Here is a 17872-nt window from a genome sequence, read left to right as displayed (position 1 = left end):
TGTTCGTTTCAGCCGAGCCTGCCGCGCAAGGCGTTCGTGAACAGGGCTTCATATTCCGCGACGGTAAGAGGTGGGGGATTGCCGCCGTTGTTCGGATCTTCAGCCGCCATTCTTGCAAGCTCGGGCACGCGGTCGCCGCCCACGCCGAGGTCGGCAAGCGTGTGAGGAATCTTGAGTTGGTGTCGAAGCTCCATCACCCAATCGAGCATGGCGACGAAAGAGCCTTGGGCGAGGCCGAGATAGCGCGCGGTGCGCGCCATCTTATCTTCGATCGTTGGGCGGTTTTTGACGAGCACATAGGGCATCACGACGGCATTTGTCAGACCGTGATGGGTGTCGTATATCGAGCCGACCGGATGGCTCATTGCGTGGATGGCTCCGAGGCCCTTCTGAAAGGCGGTTGCACCCATACTTGCCGCAGCAAGCATGTTGCCGCGCGCCGCCAGGTTCTTGCCGTCACGAAAGGCGGTGGGCAACCACTCCTTGACAAGCCGGATACCTTCAAGCGCCACCCCTTCGGCGAGGGGGTGGTAGGAGGGAGCGCAGTACGCTTCGAGGTTGTGGGCAAGCGCATCCATGCCCGTTGCAGCCGTAATATGAGGAGGCAGGCCGACCGTGAGTTCGGGATCGGAAATCACCACGCGCGGCATCATCATTGGATGGAAGATGATGTATTTGCGGTGCGTGGCCTCGTTGATGATGACGCCTGCGCGCCCGACCTCCGAACCGGTGCCGGCGGTGGTGGGCACGGCGACAATCGGCTTTATGGCGCTTGAATTAGCCCGCGTCCACCAGTCGCCGATGTCCTCGAAGTCCCAAATTGGGCGCGTCTGGCCTGCCTGGAACGCGATGACCTTCCCGGTATCGAGGGCACTGCCGCCACCCATCGCAACGACGCCGTCATGCCCGCCCGCATGCAGCGAACGTATCCCATCCTCGACATTCTTAGAGACTGGATTCGGCCGCAGGTCCGAGAAGACGCCAGGGTTCATGCCTGCGGCAGCCATGAGCTCAACCGCGTGTTTTACGATTGGCAGTGGCGCCAATCCGGGATCGGTGACGAGAAGTGGTCGCCGAATACCCGCCGCTTTGCACGCGTCGGGCAACTCTTCGATGCGTCCCGGGCCGAAGCGCACGCTTGTCGGATAGTTCCAATTCGCGGTCGGGCAGGATGTGTTCTTAGCCATGATGTCGCTCGTCTCCAATAGGGCGCCTTGCGAGCGCCGCGCGGTGCCGGTTGGGTGCTCGGTAGGCGAATTCACGCACGCTCGAAATAGCGGATAAGCTCCCAATCCGTCACGCGGCGATCGTACTCCGCCTGCTCCCAGTGAGCCGCGTGGACGTAGTGATCGATCACCTCGCCGCCAAACGCCTTGCGCAGGGCTTTCGAGTGGTCGAGTGCGGCGGTCGCGTCACGCAACGTCTTGGGCACTTCAGGAATTTCGGCTGCCGCGTAGGCATTGCCGGAATAGGGAACATCCAGGGCAAGCTTGTTGTCGATGCCGTGCAACCCGGCGGCCAGAAGTGCCGCGAACGCAAGGTAGGGGTTGACATCGGCGCCGGGAATCCGGCACTCGACGCGCGCACCCTTGCCCTCCCCGATGACACGGAATCCCGCAGTGCGATTGTCGAAGCTCCAAACCGCTTTGGTCGGCGCGAAGGAGCCGGCCTGGAAGCGCTTATAGGAGTTGATCGTCGGCGCAAGGAAAAAGGTCATCTCACGCGCAAGCGCCAACTGGCCGGCCAGGTAGTGGCGAAAGAGCGCCGACATGCCCTGACGCGCCTTCGGGTCATGAAAGAGCGCCTTATTGCGCGCACTGTCCCAGAGGGAGCTGTGGATATGGCAGCTCGAACCCGCGAGGCCGTGGTCCCACTTGGCCATGAACGTCACCGACTTGCCCTGGCCGTGCGCGATCTCCTTGACACCGTTCTTGAAGACGACGTGCCGGTCGGCCATGTCAAGCGCATCCGAATAGACGACGTTGATCTCCGCTTGGCCGGGACCCCATTCGCCCTTCGACGATTCGATTGGGATACCTGCGTCCTCCATCGCGTTACGGACCGCGCGCGTCAATCCTTCTTCCTTGGTCGTCTGAAAAATATGGTAGTCCTCGAAGTACCAGCCGGCCGGCTTGACGCCCTTGTAGCTTTTTTGGCGTGCGCCATCGTAGCTGTCCTCGAAAATGTAGAATTCGAGCTCCGACGCCATCTTCGCCGCATAGCCCATGCGTGCAAGACGGGCAATCTGGCGCTTCAATATCGAGCGCGGCGCATGGGGAACGTCGTTTCCCTCATGGTCGACGACGTCGCCGAGCACAAGGGCCGTTCCCGGGAGCCATGGGACCCGGCGCAACGTGTTCAGATCGGGCACGATCCCGAAATCGCCGTATCCCTTGTCCCAGGATGCGGCCTTGAACCCGGGTACCGGTTCCATTTCCATGTCGACCGTCAGGAGGTAATTGCAGGCGTGGGTGCCGTGATCCGCCGTGTCGAGGAAATAGTGGCCGGTCACCCGTTTCCCCATGAGTCGGCCCTGCATGTCCACCATGCATACCAGAACGGTATCGATTTCCCGTGCGTCGATCAGCCCTTTGAGCATTGCAAGATCGAGCATTCCACGCATACGACTTCCCCCGTTGTTTATTTTCGTGTCTGCCTGGCAATATTCTAGAAGCGCAAGTTCACTCCCCGGGGGGCAGCGCGCCGCACCGCCGCCACTCGGTCCCGGCCCGCTCGATTGTGGTTGAAGCTCACCCGGACCGCAATCGCCATCGCGCAGGCGCTGCTGCCGGGATCGACCAGCGAGCGGGCCAGCCGCAGGCTCGCGCGCCTGTGCTTTTGCATAGCGCGGCATCGGGTGTTAGCTCCAATCTCGGGGCGAACGCAAAGTATTCGTGAAGGACGGGGAGCATTCGCACGAACCTGCTCAAACTGGGCATCGTTGCACTGCGCGCGCTCTTCATGACGGGTGCCGCCGACGCCGGCGATACGATTGTCATCAAATATCGATCCGATTCATCTTGGCATCCTCATGGCGGTCAACATGAAAACGGGCCTTTGCCATCCGCGGGACGGACTCAACCTTTATGTCGCAAGTGATATCGTCAGGATGGGCACCAGCGAGCCTACGATTGCCGTCTTGCCTTGACTTGTCACCACGCTTACCTTCCTGGCACTCGTGACCTATTCGCCGACTATATCGATTTGGTTGCCCCATCGTCTTGGAATGCACTGACGGCTGTCATCGAGGAAATCTCGCACGCCCCGGTAGGTGGCGTTGCACCGAATCAGGGAAAAGAAAGTTGGCGCCGCGCAAGATCGTTCACGATTGCGATCCGGGCCAGGACGACGCCATGGCCCTTTGGCTCGAGCTTGCCTCGCCGGAGATATTCGAGGTGCTGGCGGTTACGACAGTCGCAGGCAATGCGCCGCTCGAACGCACAACCGAGAACGCCCGGCGCATCGTTGAGGCGGCCGGCCATGCCGATCTCCCCGTTCATCCGGGCTGCCCCCGCCCCCTGCGCAGACCGCTAACGACAAGCGCTGGATTTCATGGTGAGAGTGGCATCGATGGGTCGAATCTGCCGCCCGCTTGGCTCCACCCTGAGGAAACGCACGCGGTCGAGTACCTGGTCGAGATGCTCGGCCAGTGCGAAGAGCCAATCACGATCATTGCAACCGGTCCCCTGACGAACGTCGCGTCGGCGGTGGCAGGGTCGCCGGGGATCGTCGAAAAGATCGCCGAGGTCGTATTGATGGGCGGCTCCCTCGGCCGAGGCAACGTCACACCTTCGGCCGAGTTCAATTTCCACACCGATCCCGATGCTGCCGCCATCGTTTTCGAGGCGGGTTTCAAAATCACCATGCTCGGGCTGGATGTGACGCGTCAGGCGCGCGCGACACCATCGCGCATCGCCACCATCGAAGCGCTCGGCAATCCCGTTGCCCGCGCCGCAGCGGGCATGCTGCGATACAGCTTGGAATACGTCTCGAAGCGCGGTCAGCCCGGACCCGCGGTGCATGATGTTCTGGCGCCCGCTTATTTGGCGCGGCCCGAACTCTTCCGGACGCGGCCGGCACATATTCGCGTGCTCGCATGGGGCGAAACGGATCTCGGACGATGCGTGGAACTCAAGGGTAGATCGCCGAACGCGGAAGTGGTCGAGCACGTCGATGCGGACGGGCTCTTCGCGCTCCTTAACGACCGATACAAGCGTTACAAGCGCGCGCGCGCGCGAAATAATCCTTGGCACAGGTAATGAGTGCTTGCGCAGCCCGTGTGGGCCGCGCCTGGGCCGGACGCGCCAACACGATTCTCAAAGGCGGGGCGTCCTCCTCGAGGGGACGGTAGGCCAACGCGCTGCCGTCATAGGCTTCATCGCCGGCCGGACGGATGTTGAGAAGGCCCACACCGTGACCCTGGGCGACGAGCCCGCGCACCATTTCGATCGACGGTGCCGCATAGCGCACTGTGGGCTCGATTCCGTAGGCAAGGAAGATCGCAAGGAAATATTCCCGGCTCTGGGGGAGGTCGAGAAGGATGAACGGCTCGGAGGCGAGCGCTGCGATCGGGACGTGTTTACGACTTGCAAGCGGATGTTTGGCCGGGAGCACCGCATAGGGCTCGAGCGCAGCAAGCGGCTCGCGCGTAATTTCTGAGCTCAATGCCAGGTCGTAGATCAGCGCTAGTTCCAGCGCGCCGATTACGAGTGCGCGCTGCAGCGTTGCGATATCGCCTTCCTGGAGGCCAACCGATACGTCAGGGTGGATGCCGGCAAACCGCGCCAAGAGGCCCGGAAGATAGTAGGGCGCGAAGGTGACGAACTAACCGAGCTGCAGTTCGCCGCGCAGATGCTCCCCCTCGCTCCATTGGTCGGCCGCAAGCTCCTCAGCGTGTGCTAGGAGGCTGCGCGCCTTTGCGGGCAGACGGCGACCCGCAGGCGTCATAGAGAGGCCATGGGCATGATGGCGCAGGAACAGCTGGGTCCCGAGCACATCCTCGAGGTGTCCGATCGCGGTTGAAACAGAAGGCCGGGATACGTTGAGTACCCGTGCTGCCTCGGTGACGCTGTTGCGCTCGGCGGCGGCGGTGAAATAGGTGAGCTGCTTGAGGGTGTACTGTATCAAAAATTTCTATCCTATGATTAGATAAATTACATTTTATTTATGTTCTGAATTCAAACCAGAATTATTCCAGGAAGTCGAGCAACGGGAGAAGGCGATGTTGAGAACCGGAGAGCAATACCGCGAGTCCTTGCGCGACGGGCGCCAGGTTTGGATCAATGGCGAACGAGTCAAGGACGTCCCGACCCATCCGGCATTCAAGCCGATCGTGGATGTAAGGGCGCGCTTTTACGACATGGCGCATGAGGAAAAGCACCGCGACCTCATGTCCTACGTCGACGATGCCTCCAACGAACCCTGCAACACCGCCCTTAAACTCCCGAAAACTCAACAGGATTGGCACGACAAGCGCCGCTATGTCGATGCGCAGACGAACGAGATCGGCGGCGTCGTTGTGCGCATGGGCGACGAGACGATCGGTGAGGTGTGGTCGCTTTGGGATGGAAAAAAGGTGCTCGACGAAATCGATCCGCAATTCAGTCGAAATGTCGAACATCACATCTTTAAGGCATTGCGCAGCGATCCCTTCCATGTTTCGGCGAACACCGATCCCAAGGGCGACCGCTCGAAGCGCCCGCAGGACCAGGACCCGGACATGCTGCTCCACGTGGTCAAGGAAACCGACAAAGGCATCGTCGTCCGGGGCGCCAAATATGAAACCGCGGCAGCCTATGCCAACCAGGCGTTCGTGAAGCCGACGATCGCCAACTGGGGCGACGATAAGCTTTCGGACTACGCGGTCGGTTTCATCGCAGAAATGGGCTGGCCGGGCATGAAGCACATCTGCCGAACGGGCTTCGCTGGACGTGCACGCGCCGAGGATTACCCGCTCGCCAACCGTTTCGACGAGGTGGATACGCTGATCGTGTTCGATGACGTGTTGGTGCCTTGGGAAAACGTGCTGTTCTACCGGCACACGAAGGCCGCAAGCTTCATCCGCGCCACCTTGCACCGTTACTCGGCCTATCCCTTCGTTCAACGCATCCTCTACATCGCCGACATGATGATCGGGGCCACTCTATTCAACGTACGCCAGACTGGACTCGACAAGCAGCAAGCCGTCCGAGAGAAGCTCGCCGAGCTTGTTTGCTATCGCGAGGGGATCAATGCGCACCTGACGGCGGCGATAGCGCTCGCGGAGCCGAGCCCGGCCGGATTATTGATGCCGAATCAGTCGCTCCTCTTCACCGGCCGCGTGCATGCCTGTACGAAGTTACCGGCGATGATGCATTTGGCGCGGGAGCTCTGCGGCGGGCAGATATGCGTGACGCCCGACCGTGCTGCCTTCGAGCACCCGGACACCAAACCCTGGCTCGACAAGTATTACTCGGTCAACGAAGCATGGAGTGCCGAGGACCGTCGCCGCCTGCTCGCATTTGCCCGCGACCTTCTCAACTCGGACTATGCCGGCCACCGTGTGACATTCGAGCTTTTCGCGCAATCCCCGCCATTCGCGCATTTGAATGCGGTCTATACCAATTTCGATTTCGATAACGCGCTTCGCTTCGTCAAGAAGTCGGCGGGATTGAGCGATAAAGTGATGTGATTATGCGTGCAATGTGAGGGATCAGCGATGCTGCACGAGGATTTTCTGAACGGAATGCGAATGGCCACAACGGGTGTGACTATCGTCACGACGAACACGCCGCGAGGTTGGGTGGGCGCCACGGGCACTCCTTCTCTCGTTGGGGCGCTTGTCGCCTTCGAATGTTCGCTTGTCCGCGAAGTGCGCTGCGGGTCGCATCACGTCATCATCGGCGCCGTGTGCGATGTGGAGCAGGGCGACGGACGTCCCCTCTTGTATTGCGATCGGACTTATGGTCGGGTGACAATCGAATCCTTGCAGCCAGCCGTCTGAACCGGCAGCAAATCAACATCGATTGGGGGAGGCCGCCGTGGCGCATGTGCGCATCCGAAGATACAACACGAACGATTACTATTCGGATCAGCAGCTTGGCATTGACCTCTGCATGGCAGTCCGGGCAGGGAATCACGTTTTCGTGCGCGGCCAAACGGGCATGACTTTCGACGGGAGCATCGTCGGCGTCGGCGATCCCGCCGCGCAGGCCGAAAACGCGATGAAATGCGTGAAAATCCTGCTCGAGGAGGCAGGCTCGAAGATCGAGCACATCTGCAAGATCCACGTCTATGTCATCGATCGGGCCTACCGCGAGCCGGTTTACCGAGTGCTCGGGAAGTGGCTGAAGGGAGTATATCCTTGCTCGACCGGGCTCATTGTCAGCGCTCTTGCCCGGCCGGAGCTTCTCATGGAGATCGACGTCGACGCAGTCATTCCCGAAGAAGAGCGGCCGCGAGGCAGCGGGCTTTCGACCGACAATAGGGACCATCTCCTCAAGCGGCGCGCGCGCGCGAAGCCCGCCTCGGGACGCAAGGCAAAGAGGGGAGGCAGGGCATGACATTCTCGATCGTCGGGCGATGCAGCCGTACGGGCATGGTGGGCATCGCAATCTCGACGTCGAGCATCGCGGTTACCGGACGATGTGCCTGGGTGCGTCCGAAGGTCGGTGCGGTTGCAAGCCAGAACGTTACCGATCCGGTCCTCGCATTCGGAATTCTCGATCTGATGGCGAAGGGCAGCCCGCCGGATCGGGCGTTGGCCGAGGTGATATCCGGGACACCGCATGCCGCCTATCGGCAGGTCTCCGCAATCGATGTGAACGGGCGAACGGCCCATCATTCGGGATCGAAGGTGCTCGGACGTGGGGCATCCAAAATCGGTGTCGATTGCGTTGCTGCGGGCAATTTGCTCGCCAACAAGGACATACCGGCTGCCATGGTTTCGACCTTCCAGGCCCATGGCGAGCTGCATCTTGGCGAACGACTCCTCCGCGCCCTCGAAGAGGGTTTGGTCGCAGGTGGTGAGGCCGGCCCCATACATTCGGCCGGCCTGATCGTTGGGGCCGATCAACCTTGGCCGACTGTCAATTTGCGGGTCGATTGGGCCGATCAAGGACCGATCATGCAGCTCCGGAACCTTTGGCTGGCCTACGAGCCGCAAATGGAAGACTACGTGACCCGTGCGGTCAATCCCGACAGCGCCCCGAGCTTCAAGGTGCCGGGCGATCCCTGAGCGAGGTGTTCGGCGTCTGCTTCAAAAATCAACGCCTTCGGTTGCGGCAGTCATCCGGCCGTTGCGGATTTTTGCCTTTCGATGTCCTTTTCCGCAGTTCCCGGTGAATAGTCTTGCCTGTGGCCGTTAGCGGCGAGCCCTCAACGAATTCGATAAGGCGGGGATATTCAAGGTCGGCCAAGTATCTCTTAACGTGTTCATGAATCAATCGCGCAGTATCGCTCGACGAAGGGTGGTTCCGCGACAAAACCCCTTCGGGTTAATGGTGGGGCATCGCCTCAATAATGGCCGCGTAAAGCGGGTGGTTTGCTTCGTGCGCGCCGAGTATCTCTTTGACGGCTGCATGGAGACGGTCGTCTTGAATGCGCGGCAATGCTTTCTTCAGCATCCGCACGATGTCGCTCTGGCCCTCGCTCAATAGGGCTAGCCGCTCTGAAAATCCGCCGTCTGCTCCAGCCGCCCCTTGAAATAACGTTGTGAGCGTCTGCCGCTCGCCGCCGAGGTCCTCGATGTGGCGGCTGAATGCCGAGGCGAATCGTCCAGATTCCCGCGCCACCTCCTCGAGAAACCGCCGAACCTCCGGCGATGGGCTTTCGGCAGCAAGGGCGCACGCCGACCTTTCACCGATCCATTCGATATCGAGAAGTGTATTGAAAAGCTGGATAAGCTCATCGGGCGTGAGATAGCCGGCGTATCCGCCATCCATCTCGTGTGCCAAGCATGCTGGCGAGCTGTAACCAACGCTCCTTTGAGAAAACTTTATGTCGCCCATCGACGTCCTTCGGCGCGATCCCTTCAACCGATCTAGGGAAGTAAGTCGCCGCCCCACGCGCAGACGGCCCTCAATCATATAAGGGATTTTCGCGGGCCGAAAGCAAGGGCGGGCCGATTGCTGGATTGGCGGTTCTGGTGTTAGCTGTCGCGGCAATCGAAGGAGCTAAGGAGCGCAATCCGTGGCGGCAACGAGGGAGGGATTAGCCCTTCTTGGACTTGGAAATGCGGCGCGCGCGCTCGGCAGCCGCAACTACCGCCGCTATGTGATCGGCAACGGCGTGTCGCTTTGCGGGACTTGGATGCAGCGGATCGCCGTCGGATGGCTCACTTGGCAACTCACGCACTCGGGCGCTTGGCTTGGCGTCATTGCCGCGGCCGATCTGATTGCGACAGTCCTACTCGGCCCCATCGCCGGTGCGCTTGCCGATCGGCTGGAGCGCCTACGCGTCGCCCGCATCGTTCAACTGATTGCGGCACTGAGGGGCGTCGTTCTCTCCGTCCTGGTCGCCCTCGACCTCGTGGACATCGGGACGTTATTTGCGTTTACGCTGCTCCAGGGCCTGATCAACGCATTCGACGGCCCGACGCGCCTCGCACTGGTGCCAAGCCTCGTCGGTCGCGCGGCGCTTTCGTCAGCGCTCGCGATCAACTCGATTGTCTTCAATCTTGCCCGCTTCGTCGGCCCAGTCGGGGCAGGTTTCGCGATCGAGCATGGCGGGAATGCGGTCGTCTTCGCACTCAATGCCGTGAGCTATCTATGGTTTTTTGCGGCCCTCATGACGATTCGACTCGAACGAGTCGACCCGGCGGCGAGCGAGCGAGGGCTGTTCCGCTCGACGGCCCAGGGCATCGCCTATGCCGTGCGTCACCCGGGCCTCGGCCCAGTCTTGCTTCTTCTCCTGGTTAGTGCGGTCTGCATGCGCGGCGTGGTCGAACTCCTGGCCGGATTCGCTGATGCCGTCTTCGGGCGCGGTGCCGAGGGGCTTGCCTGGCTCACGGCAATGGTTGGGCTCGGTGCAATGGTGGGTGGGATTTGGATGATCCGGCGCGGTACGGAGGAGGGTCTGCCGAAGCTCGTGATCGCCCATCTGCTTTGGAGCGCGGTTGCCATGGCGGGCTTCGCCGCAACCAACGTCTTTTGGCTCGCAGCGCTGTGCCTTTTCGCATCGGGCTTTTCCATGGTGGTGACGGGGGTGGGTGGTCAGACGCTGCTGCAAAGTTCGATGGACCCGGCGATGCGCGGCCGGGTGATGAGCCTCTACGGCGTTATCTTTCGCGGCGGACCGGCGCTTGGCACGCTCCTCATGGGCGTTTTGACAGGTCCCCTCGGATTCCACTGGCCGGTGATCGGCGCCGGAGTACTCGCCGTCGCCTATTGGGCGTGGGCGCGCCTCGATCTGACGCGCTTGACCCAAGAGCTTGAGAGCGTTCCCTCAGGCGAGGAGTGACGCCCATGCCGAGACGCCGAACCCGAGCAGCACAAGGCCCGAGGCACCGTCGATCCAACGGATCGTCTTCGGCGTCACGCGCGTGCGCACCAGGCTTACCGCCCCCGATAACACAACCCACCAGAGGGCCGAGCCCGTGAATACTGCGGCCACGAAGCTCGCCGCCTTGGCGTAACTTCCCGCCGTCTCGGTCAAGCCCACGCTCGCGAAGACGGCAATGAAGGATATGATAGTCGAGGGATTGGTGAGGGTAAGAAAGACGGTTGTCGCATAAGCGGTAAGGAGCCCCCGCCCGTCCTTGATCGCCTTCTCTGCGACCGCGCGCTTGCGAAAGCTCGATATGCCGAGCCAGATGAGGACAAAGCCGCCCGCAAGACGCAGGAGCGTCTGCTCGGCCATGAGAAAGCCCGAGATGGACGCAAGCCCGAACCCGGCGACCGCGCCGTAGAAGCCATCCGCCGTCGCCGCCCCAAGGCCGGTTGCGAGGCCGGCGGCCATGCCGTCCTTGAGGGATCGCTTGATGCAGAGAAGACCGATCGGCCCAACCGGGGCCGCAATCGATAGGCCGATTAAAAGGCCTTTCAGGAGAAGGAAGAAGTCAGCCATGGAAAACCTTCGACGAGAGCGCCAACCCGAGAATAGGGGAGATTCGGCGGGACGCAGCTCGCGTCCCGGCTATCAGCACTCAGTTTGTCGAAGCGTCTTGGCAGATCGGTCGTTCATGGCGGGCGCATCCTAGCGGCAGTCCGGGGCCAGCACAAGCATTGATGGTGCTGCCGATTTTCACGCCAGTCAAAATCCGCTCGAGCCGACCAGCTCAAAACACCGGCACGATGTCGGCGGGATCGAATGCCACCGTCTCGCCGGAAATGCCGATTTCGGGAATGGCGGGAAAGCCGATGCCGAAGGGCTCGATGACGCCTTTCATGCGCAGAAGCGAGGCGCGCCAGTTCTCGCGCCGCTCCTCGTTCGTGAGGATGCCGAGGCCGGCCTTGCGCGCCGTCTCCTCGAGCAAGCGATGGGCCGGGCGCCAAGTTTCCGGCAATTCCCAAAACTGATCGGGCGGCTCATAGAGGATGCCCGAGAGAAAGACATAGCCGGCACGAATCTGTTTCGTGATGGTCTCCTTCTGGGCGGGGGTGAGTTTCGGCAGGACGTTCTCGAGCAGCGTGAGGCAGATTCGCAAGTGCCTCGATTCATCTTGCCCGACACGCCGGAAGGCGTCCTTGATCACCGGGATCGTCGTCTTCTGGTGCATCTGCTGGAAGAGTGTCGAGGACGCGATTTCCCCCATGAGAAAGGATGTGAAGAGGATAGGCAGCGGGTGGCGGTGCACGCCGCCTTTGAAACCCTCCCAATAGCGGGCGCCGTTGTGGAAGTACCATTTCACATTGTTCTGGGCGAGCTTGCCGAGCGCTGTCTCGGGCACAAAGCCAAGCGGGCCGCCGGGTGTCAGGATCTCGATAACGCGCTGACATACTTCTTCGTGATTAACCTCGTCGCGCGTGATGAGGAAAAAGCACTTGCGCACGGGGTCTTCCGCGTGGGTCTCGTAGGTGTGGATCATTGCGCGCGCAAACACTGCCGGACCCGAGCTGTCGAAGACCGAGAGAAGTCCGAACCAGTAAGCGATCGCATAGCGCTGATCGAGCGTGAAGGCTTTTGGATCGAGCGTGTCCCACGCCAATTTGTTGGGAAACCAGCTTTGCTCACGCGATGCGTCGTAAAGCTTCAGGAGCTTTGGCGTATCGGTGTGCCATTCGATCGGAAACACATTGTCTTTCGGAAAGGGTGGTGGATCGGGCGCGTCGAACAAAATCTGTTCGGGTGAAGGGGCTTGCTCGGAGCCCGCCGGGGGCGTTGCGATATGCCGAGACAGTTCCTCTGCGCGCGATTTCTTGGCGCCCATCGTCCCAACTCCCTTTTTGCGTCCAGTGGCGGGGAGTCTACGCCCGTTTTGGCGTGGCGCTCAATATGATACAGTTTGGCGTCGAAAATCGCGAAATATGACGCATAATGCGACGAATCGGAGCACCTTACGCGCCATCGAGCCGGCGGATGACCTCATCCGCTATTGCCAAAGAAGAGGTAAGGCCCGGCGACTCCATGCCATAAAGCATTACCAGATTGCGCACGCCGTGCGTGGTCGGACCCTGGATCATGAAGTCCTCAGGCGCACCGCCTGGCTTCTGGAGCTTTGGGCGAACACCCGCATAGCCGGGGTGGAGGGTTCCGTCCTTTAGCCCGGGATAATAGTGCCGAATCGTCTCATAGAACTTGGTAGCACGGTCAGGCGGCACGTCGTAATCGATCTCGTCGACCCATTCGAGGTCCGGACCGAAGCGGACCTGGCCCGCGAGATCGACCGTGACGTGCAGGCCAAGGCTCGCGAACTTCACTTCCGGAGCGGGGTAGATGAGGTGTTTGAAAGGCGGTTTGCCGGCAAGCGTGAAATAGCACCCCTTGGCAAGGAAGCGTTGCGGGATCGACTCAGATGGAATGCCTTCGATCGTACGGGCGATCTCCTGCGCCCAGAGACCTCCGCTGTTGATGAGAATGTCGCAAGCGATCTGCGTCGGCTGCTCGCCGCCGACTTCGACGAAAAAGCCATCCCGCTCGATCCAGCCTGCGACGACCGGGCTGTTGAAAGCGATCATGGCGCCGTGATCCTCCGCCTCGCCTTGGTAGGCGAGCATCAGCCCGTGGCTGTCCATCGTTCCGGTCGAAGGCGAGAGAAGGGCCGCGTGACAGTTGAGCTCAGGCTCAAGCGCCTTCGCCTGACGCTCGTTGAGCCATTCAAGGTCCGTGACGCCGTTTTCCACGGCCTTCTTCTCAAGACGCTCGAGGGCGGGAATTTGGTCCGGCTCGGTCGCGACGACGAGTTTACCGACGCGGCCGTAGCGAATACCGTGCTCGGGAAGGTAGCTGTAAAGCCGTTCCTTCCCCTCGACGCAAAGCTTCGCCTTCAATGATCCCGTTTGATAATAAATGCCGGCGTGGATGACCTCGCTGTTGCGCGAGCTTGTTTCGGTGCCGATCATATGCGCTTTCTCGAGCACGACGACCTCGTGCCCACGTATTGCCATCGCCCGCGCAATCGCGAGCCCAACGACGCCTGCACCGATCACCACGCACTCGACCCGCTCGACCATCGCTCGACCTGCATTCGTGCTGTCCGAAACCGCCGGAGAATGGCGGGGGAGGCCGCAACGGTCAAGCGATGGAACGCCGCCCCGCGCGCCGCTAAACCTTCGGCGACGCCGGACGCAGCACGGTTACCCCGCCTTCGCGCGTGCCCTCGCCGGGCTGCCGAAGCCGGTCATCGTCCTTGAGGCTGCCGCCGACCGCGACAAGGTGTGCGTCTGACCTCAGCGCTCCGCCTTCGAAATGTGGCGTGCGGCCGATTGCAATAAAGCGGGCCTCTACCTTGTGCCGCACAAAGGGTGGGCGGTTGGGGTTTGTGGCGCGGAACGGTTCGTGGAAAGCCGTCATATCCAAAATCTGCGGGACCAGGACAAAGCTTTGATTGCTCGCCGGCACGTTTGTCGGCCGGAAGGCGAAGGGACGTTCGAAGGTCTGGGCAAGGGGCTTCACGATGTACTGGTTCGTGGCACGGCTTGCATCCGAGCTGCCGGTTGTAATGACACAGCCCAAGATGCCGATGAGCACCGCCGCAATCGGCTTGGCCCACCCGTTAACCATAATGCTCATGACGTCGCTCCTGTCTTCATCCCCTCGCTTTTCGCAAATGGTATCTCAGAGTGCGCGCAAAGGGAAATCTCGCATTGGGCCGACGCTTTGCTCTAACCGCGGAAGCGGCGTATATTTCGCATCTTACTGCCGCCTGGAAAGGACGCAGATGCCGCTCGATCAAACGGCGCCGCGAAACATCGAATTGGTCGGGTCAGCCTGTCCGCACGACTGCCCGAGCACGTGCGCACTCGAGGTTGAGCGACTCGACGCTCGGACGATCGGCCGAGTACATGGCGCAAAGGAAAATAGCTACACGGCCGGCGTAATCTGCGCCAAGGTCGCGCGCTACGCCGAGCGTATCCACCATCCGGACCGCTTGACGACGCCGCTACGGCGGGTGGGCGCGAAAGGTGTGGGGATTTCGGCGTTCGAGCCGATTTCCTGGGACGAGGCGCTCGACGAAGTCGCGGGTCAATTCATCCGCGCCACAGAAAAATATGGGGCTGAGGCAGTATGGCCTTACTTCTACGCCGGCACCATGGGCCTTGTCCAACGCGACGGCATCGAGCGGCTGCGCCACGTGATGAAATATTCGCGTCAACACAGCACGATTTGCGTAACGCTCTCCGATACGGGATGGATCGCGGGGTGCGGTGTGAAGCGCGGCGTCGACGCGCGCGAGATGATCGAGTCGGATCTTATCGTCGTCTGGGGCGGCAATCCGGTCCATACGCAAGTCAACGTGATGCATCATATAGCGCTCGCGCGAAGGCATCGCGATGCCAAGCTTGTCGTCGTCGATCCCTACCGCACGCCGACCGCGCAGCAGGCGGACATCCATATCATGCTCCGACCCGGCACCGACGGCGCCCTTGCCGCGGCGATGATGCACGTCCTTTTCAAGGAAGATTTCGCTGACTGGGACTATCTCAAGCGATATACCGACGCATCCAGCGCCCTTCTCGATCATCTCGCGACGCGGACTCCCGAATGGGCGAGTGCGATCACGGGCCTTCCGGTGGAAGAGATCGTCGCGTTCGCGAGGCTTTATGGCCGCACGAAGCGCAGTTTCATTCGGGCGGGTTACGGATTCTCGCGCTCTCGCAACGGCTCTCAACAGATGCACGCGGTGAGCTGCCTGCCCGCTGTCACCGGTGCGTGGAAGCATCCGGGCGGCGGGGCGCTCTACGGCCAAACGGGGATCTATCCAATCGACAAGACGCTGACGATGGGCCTCGATGCGGTCGATCATCATGTGCGCATGCTCGACCAGTCGCGCATCGGCCCGATCCTTCTCGGCGACCGACGGGACATCAAGGACGGGCCACCGGTTGCCGCTCTCTTCATCCAGAATACGAACCCTGTGACCGTCTGCCCGGAAGGGCTCAAAGTGAGGGAAGGCTTCGCGCGCAAGGACCTGTTCGTCTGCGTTCATGAGCAGTTCATGACGGAGACCGCCACGATGGCCGACATCGTGCTGCCCGCGACGACGTTCCTCGAACACGACGACTTCTATATTGCGAGTGGGCACACCCACGTGCAAGTAACCAAGAAGGTGGTCGAGCCGCTCGGCGAGTGCCGATCTAATCACGACGTCCTGCGCGGACTTGCCAAGCGCCTCGGCGCCATGCATCCGGGCTTCGAAATGACCGCGTGGGAATTGATCGACGCAACGTTCCGGCGAAGCGGACTTCCCGATGCGGAGACCGCATATAAAATGCGCTGGGTCGATTGCGTCCTCGGCCGCGACGAAATGCACTTCCTGAATGGCTTCGGCCACCCCGACAAGAAATTTCATTTCAAGGCCGACTGGGCTGCTCTCGGGATCGCCCACATCGGGATGAGCCGGTTTCCGGATCACCTCGCCGTCATTGATGAGGCGACAATCGATCGGCCTTTTCGCCTGGTTGCCGCACCGTCGCGTTCGTTCCTCAATACGTCCTTTACCGAGACGCCGGGATCGAGAAAGCGCGAGGGCCGACCGACGGCACTCATCCGCGCAGAGGATTTGGAAGCGCTCGGCATTGCTCCTGGCGCCCGCGTCCGCCTTGGCAACGAACGTGGCGACGTGGTCGTCCATGCGAAGCAATTCGACGGCATCCAGCGTGGGGTCGTCGTGGTTGAAGGAATTTGGCCGAACCACGCATTCGACGAAGGCAGAGGCATCAATACGCTCACCAGTGCCGACCCCGGCTTGCCCAAAGGCGGTGCTGTTTTCCATGACACGGCAATCTGGATAAGGCCGGCATAGGCCAATTTTATCGGGGAGGCAGGGATCGTCGGCCAAGAAAGAGGCGCTTCGCGCGCCCATGTCATCGTCCTTGGCAATTCGAAGGGCGGGACCGGCAAATCTACGACCGCGATGCACGTCGTCGCGGCACTTCTTCACGAAGGGCACAAAATTGGCGTCATCGATCTCGACGTCGATCAGGGGACCCTGACGCGCTACGTCGAAAATCGCCGCGTATTTGCGGAAAAGCGCGACGTGGCGCTCTTGCTGCCGGAGCTCCGGCGCGTCGAACCGAGTGCCGACACAGGCTTGGAACGCGAGGCCTTCGAGGCAACATTGACCGAACTTGCCTTGTCCTGCGATTTTGTCGTGATCGACACACCGGGGCGGGAAAGCAACCTGTCGTTCATCGGCCATTCCCATGCCGACACATTGGTAACTCCGCTCAACGATAGTTTCGTCGATCTAGACGTGCTCGCGCGCGTTGATCCGGATAGCTACAGGGTTCGGCACCCCAGCCGTTACGCCGCGGCGGTGTGGGAAATCAGAAAGCAGAGAGCGTTGCGCGATCGCGGATCGGTCGACTGGATCGTCCTACGAAATCGATTAACAGCGGTCGATGCTCATAATAAGCGCGCCATGGCGAGCGTGCTGGAGGCGCTTGCGCCACGCATTGGCTTTCGGCTCGCCCCTGGTCTCAGCGAGCGCGTGATCTATCGCGAACTCTTTCTTTCGGGATTGACGTTGCTCGACCTGCGCTCGGACAGCGTCGAGCTGCGCCTCAAAATGTCGCATGTGGCCGCTCGACAGGAATTGCGCGCTCTCGCAGCGGCCCTTCGCCTCGCCAAATGGAGGCCGGCCGTCACTTCGCCGTCAAGCGCCAAATTGTCCGGGCCTGAAATGCCGCTCTCTTGTGCTGGCGGCAGGGGTGATCGCACACTATCTTCAAAGAGTCGTGATTCTGACGCCTGAAGAGCGGAATGAGCGCGAATAAGGGAAAATTGCCGGCCGAGCGTGGAACCGAGGCGGCCGTCGCCGAGTTCCTTGAAAAGGTCGCCGTGGCGCCGGCGCCAAGGCCAGGGGAGGGGCGCGGACGGCTCATCTTCGCCATGGATGCTACGGCAAGCCGGGAACCGACCTGGGACCGCGCCTGTCAGATCCAAGGCGAAATGTTCAAATCGACGGCGGCCCTTGGCGGGCTTGAGGTGCAACTCGTGTTTTATCGGGGCTTCGGCGAATGCAAGTCGAGCCCATGGGTCGCGGACGCCGGCGCGCTGGTGCGGCGCATGACGGCCGTGTTCTGCCTCGCGGGCCAGACTCAGATCGCCAAGGTGCTACGCCACGCGATTGCCGAAACGAAGCGGCGCAAAGTCAACGCAATCGTATTCGTGGGCGACTGCATGGAAGAGAGCATCGATAACCTGTGCCAGCTGGCCGGCGAGCTCGGTCTTCTCGGTGTGCCCTGCTTCATTTTTCACGAAGGCGGGGAACCCGTCGCGGCCAAAGCGTTCA

Annotated in this window: 16 protein-coding genes and 2 pseudogenes; 9 read left to right on the top strand and 9 right to left on the bottom strand. The window is 61.2% G+C overall.

The genetic code is table 11. From position 1 onward, the window contains the following. Positions 1-8: 8 nt before the first annotated feature. The gene (locus tag VEJ16_03925; GenBank protein HYB08796.1) at positions 9-1187 is read right to left on the bottom strand and encodes an iron-containing alcohol dehydrogenase; all 1179 of its coding nucleotides are present in this window, start codon (positions 1185-1187) and stop codon (positions 9-11) included. Between the two features lie 71 nt (positions 1188-1258). Further along, entirely contained in the window at positions 1259-2623 is a 1365-nt protein-coding gene (locus VEJ16_03920) for a glutamine synthetase family protein (protein ID HYB08795.1), read from the bottom strand. A 381-nt stretch (positions 2624-3004) separates the two neighbouring features. On the opposite strand from VEJ16_03920, the pseudogene VEJ16_03915 reads away from it, so the two are divergent. Both VEJ16_03915 and VEJ16_03910 read left to right on the top strand, forming a co-directional pair. Further along, positions 3005-3235: pseudogene (locus VEJ16_03915) on the top strand (TRAP transporter large permease subunit). A gap of 67 nt (positions 3236-3302) precedes the next feature. Continuing rightward, the gene (locus VEJ16_03910; GenBank protein HYB08794.1) at positions 3303-4259 is read left to right on the top strand and encodes a nucleoside hydrolase; all 957 of its coding nucleotides are present in this window, start codon (positions 3303-3305) and stop codon (positions 4257-4259) included. Here VEJ16_03910 and VEJ16_03905 read toward each other — a convergent pair. Beyond that, on the bottom strand, positions 4198-4788 hold the full coding sequence (locus VEJ16_03905) for a LysR substrate-binding domain-containing protein (protein ID HYB08793.1): 591 nt from the start codon (positions 4786-4788) through the stop codon (positions 4198-4200). The genes VEJ16_03910 and VEJ16_03905 overlap by 62 nt on opposite strands. A gap of 36 nt (positions 4789-4824) precedes the next feature. Next, positions 4825-5127 carry a LysR family transcriptional regulator gene (locus tag VEJ16_03900; GenBank protein ID HYB08792.1) on the bottom strand — a complete coding sequence of 101 codons (303 nt, stop codon included), beginning with the start codon at positions 5125-5127 and terminating at the stop codon, positions 4825-4827. Between the two features lie 94 nt (positions 5128-5221). Between VEJ16_03900 and VEJ16_03895 the strand changes: the two genes are divergently transcribed. From VEJ16_03895 to VEJ16_03885, 3 genes and pseudogenes are all read left to right on the top strand, one after another. Continuing rightward, the gene (locus VEJ16_03895; protein HYB08791.1) at positions 5222-6670 is read left to right on the top strand and encodes a 4-hydroxyphenylacetate 3-hydroxylase family protein; all 1449 of its coding nucleotides are present in this window, start codon (positions 5222-5224) and stop codon (positions 6668-6670) included. A 349-nt stretch (positions 6671-7019) separates the two neighbouring features. Next, positions 7020-7445, top strand: a pseudogene (locus VEJ16_03890) (RidA family protein). Between the two features lie 92 nt (positions 7446-7537). After that, a complete protein-coding gene (locus tag VEJ16_03885; protein ID HYB08790.1) occupies positions 7538-8215 on the top strand; it encodes a DUF1028 domain-containing protein in 678 nt (225 codons plus the stop codon). Between the two features lie 259 nt (positions 8216-8474). On the opposite strand, the gene VEJ16_03880 is transcribed toward VEJ16_03885, so the two are convergent. Beyond that, positions 8475-8921 (bottom strand): DUF6306 domain-containing protein, encoded by a 447-nt coding sequence (locus tag VEJ16_03880; GenBank protein HYB08789.1) that lies wholly within the window; start codon positions 8919-8921, stop codon positions 8475-8477. Between the two features lie 247 nt (positions 8922-9168). Here VEJ16_03880 and VEJ16_03875 point away from each other — a divergent pair, with 247 nt between their 5' ends. Beyond that, a complete protein-coding gene (locus VEJ16_03875; GenBank protein HYB08788.1) occupies positions 9169-10437 on the top strand; it encodes an MFS transporter in 1269 nt (422 codons plus the stop codon). Here the strand turns inward: VEJ16_03875 and VEJ16_03870 are convergent. From VEJ16_03870 to VEJ16_03855, 4 genes are all read right to left on the bottom strand, one after another. After that, complete coding sequence (locus VEJ16_03870) at positions 10423-11043, bottom strand: LysE family transporter (GenBank protein ID HYB08787.1); 621 nt, start codon at positions 11041-11043, stop codon at positions 10423-10425. The two genes, VEJ16_03875 and VEJ16_03870, sit on opposite strands and share 15 nt — an antisense overlap. Positions 11044-11254: 211 nt before the next feature. Continuing rightward, positions 11255-12346 (bottom strand): ferritin-like domain-containing protein, encoded by a 1092-nt coding sequence (locus tag VEJ16_03865; GenBank protein HYB08786.1) that lies wholly within the window; start codon positions 12344-12346, stop codon positions 11255-11257. 127 nt (positions 12347-12473) lie between these two features. After that, entirely contained in the window at positions 12474-13589 is a 1116-nt protein-coding gene (locus VEJ16_03860; protein HYB08785.1) for an NAD(P)/FAD-dependent oxidoreductase, read from the bottom strand. A gap of 91 nt (positions 13590-13680) precedes the next feature. After that, on the bottom strand, positions 13681-14148 hold the full coding sequence (locus tag VEJ16_03855) for a hypothetical protein (GenBank protein HYB08784.1): 468 nt from the start codon (positions 14146-14148) through the stop codon (positions 13681-13683). 148 nt (positions 14149-14296) lie between these two features. Here VEJ16_03855 and VEJ16_03850 point away from each other — a divergent pair, with 148 nt between their 5' ends. The 3 genes from VEJ16_03850 to VEJ16_03840 all read left to right on the top strand — a co-directional run. Beyond that, positions 14297-16381: a molybdopterin oxidoreductase family protein gene (locus tag VEJ16_03850; protein ID HYB08783.1), complete on the top strand. Its 2085-nt coding sequence runs from the start codon at positions 14297-14299 to the stop codon at positions 16379-16381. Positions 16382-16390: 9 nt separating this feature from the next. After that, positions 16391-17332 carry a division plane positioning ATPase MipZ gene (locus VEJ16_03845; GenBank protein HYB08782.1) on the top strand — a complete coding sequence of 314 codons (942 nt, stop codon included), beginning with the start codon at positions 16391-16393 and terminating at the stop codon, positions 17330-17332. Between the two features lie 8 nt (positions 17333-17340). After that, the coding region (locus VEJ16_03840; GenBank protein HYB08781.1) for a VWA domain-containing protein at positions 17341-17872 on the top strand (532 nt) is incomplete at its 3' end.

It is taken from the genome of Alphaproteobacteria bacterium (assembly GCA_035625915.1).
Classification (GTDB): domain Bacteria; phylum Pseudomonadota; class Alphaproteobacteria; order JACZXZ01; family JACZXZ01; genus DATDHA01.
This window is presented reverse-complemented; position numbering and strand designations above follow the sequence as displayed.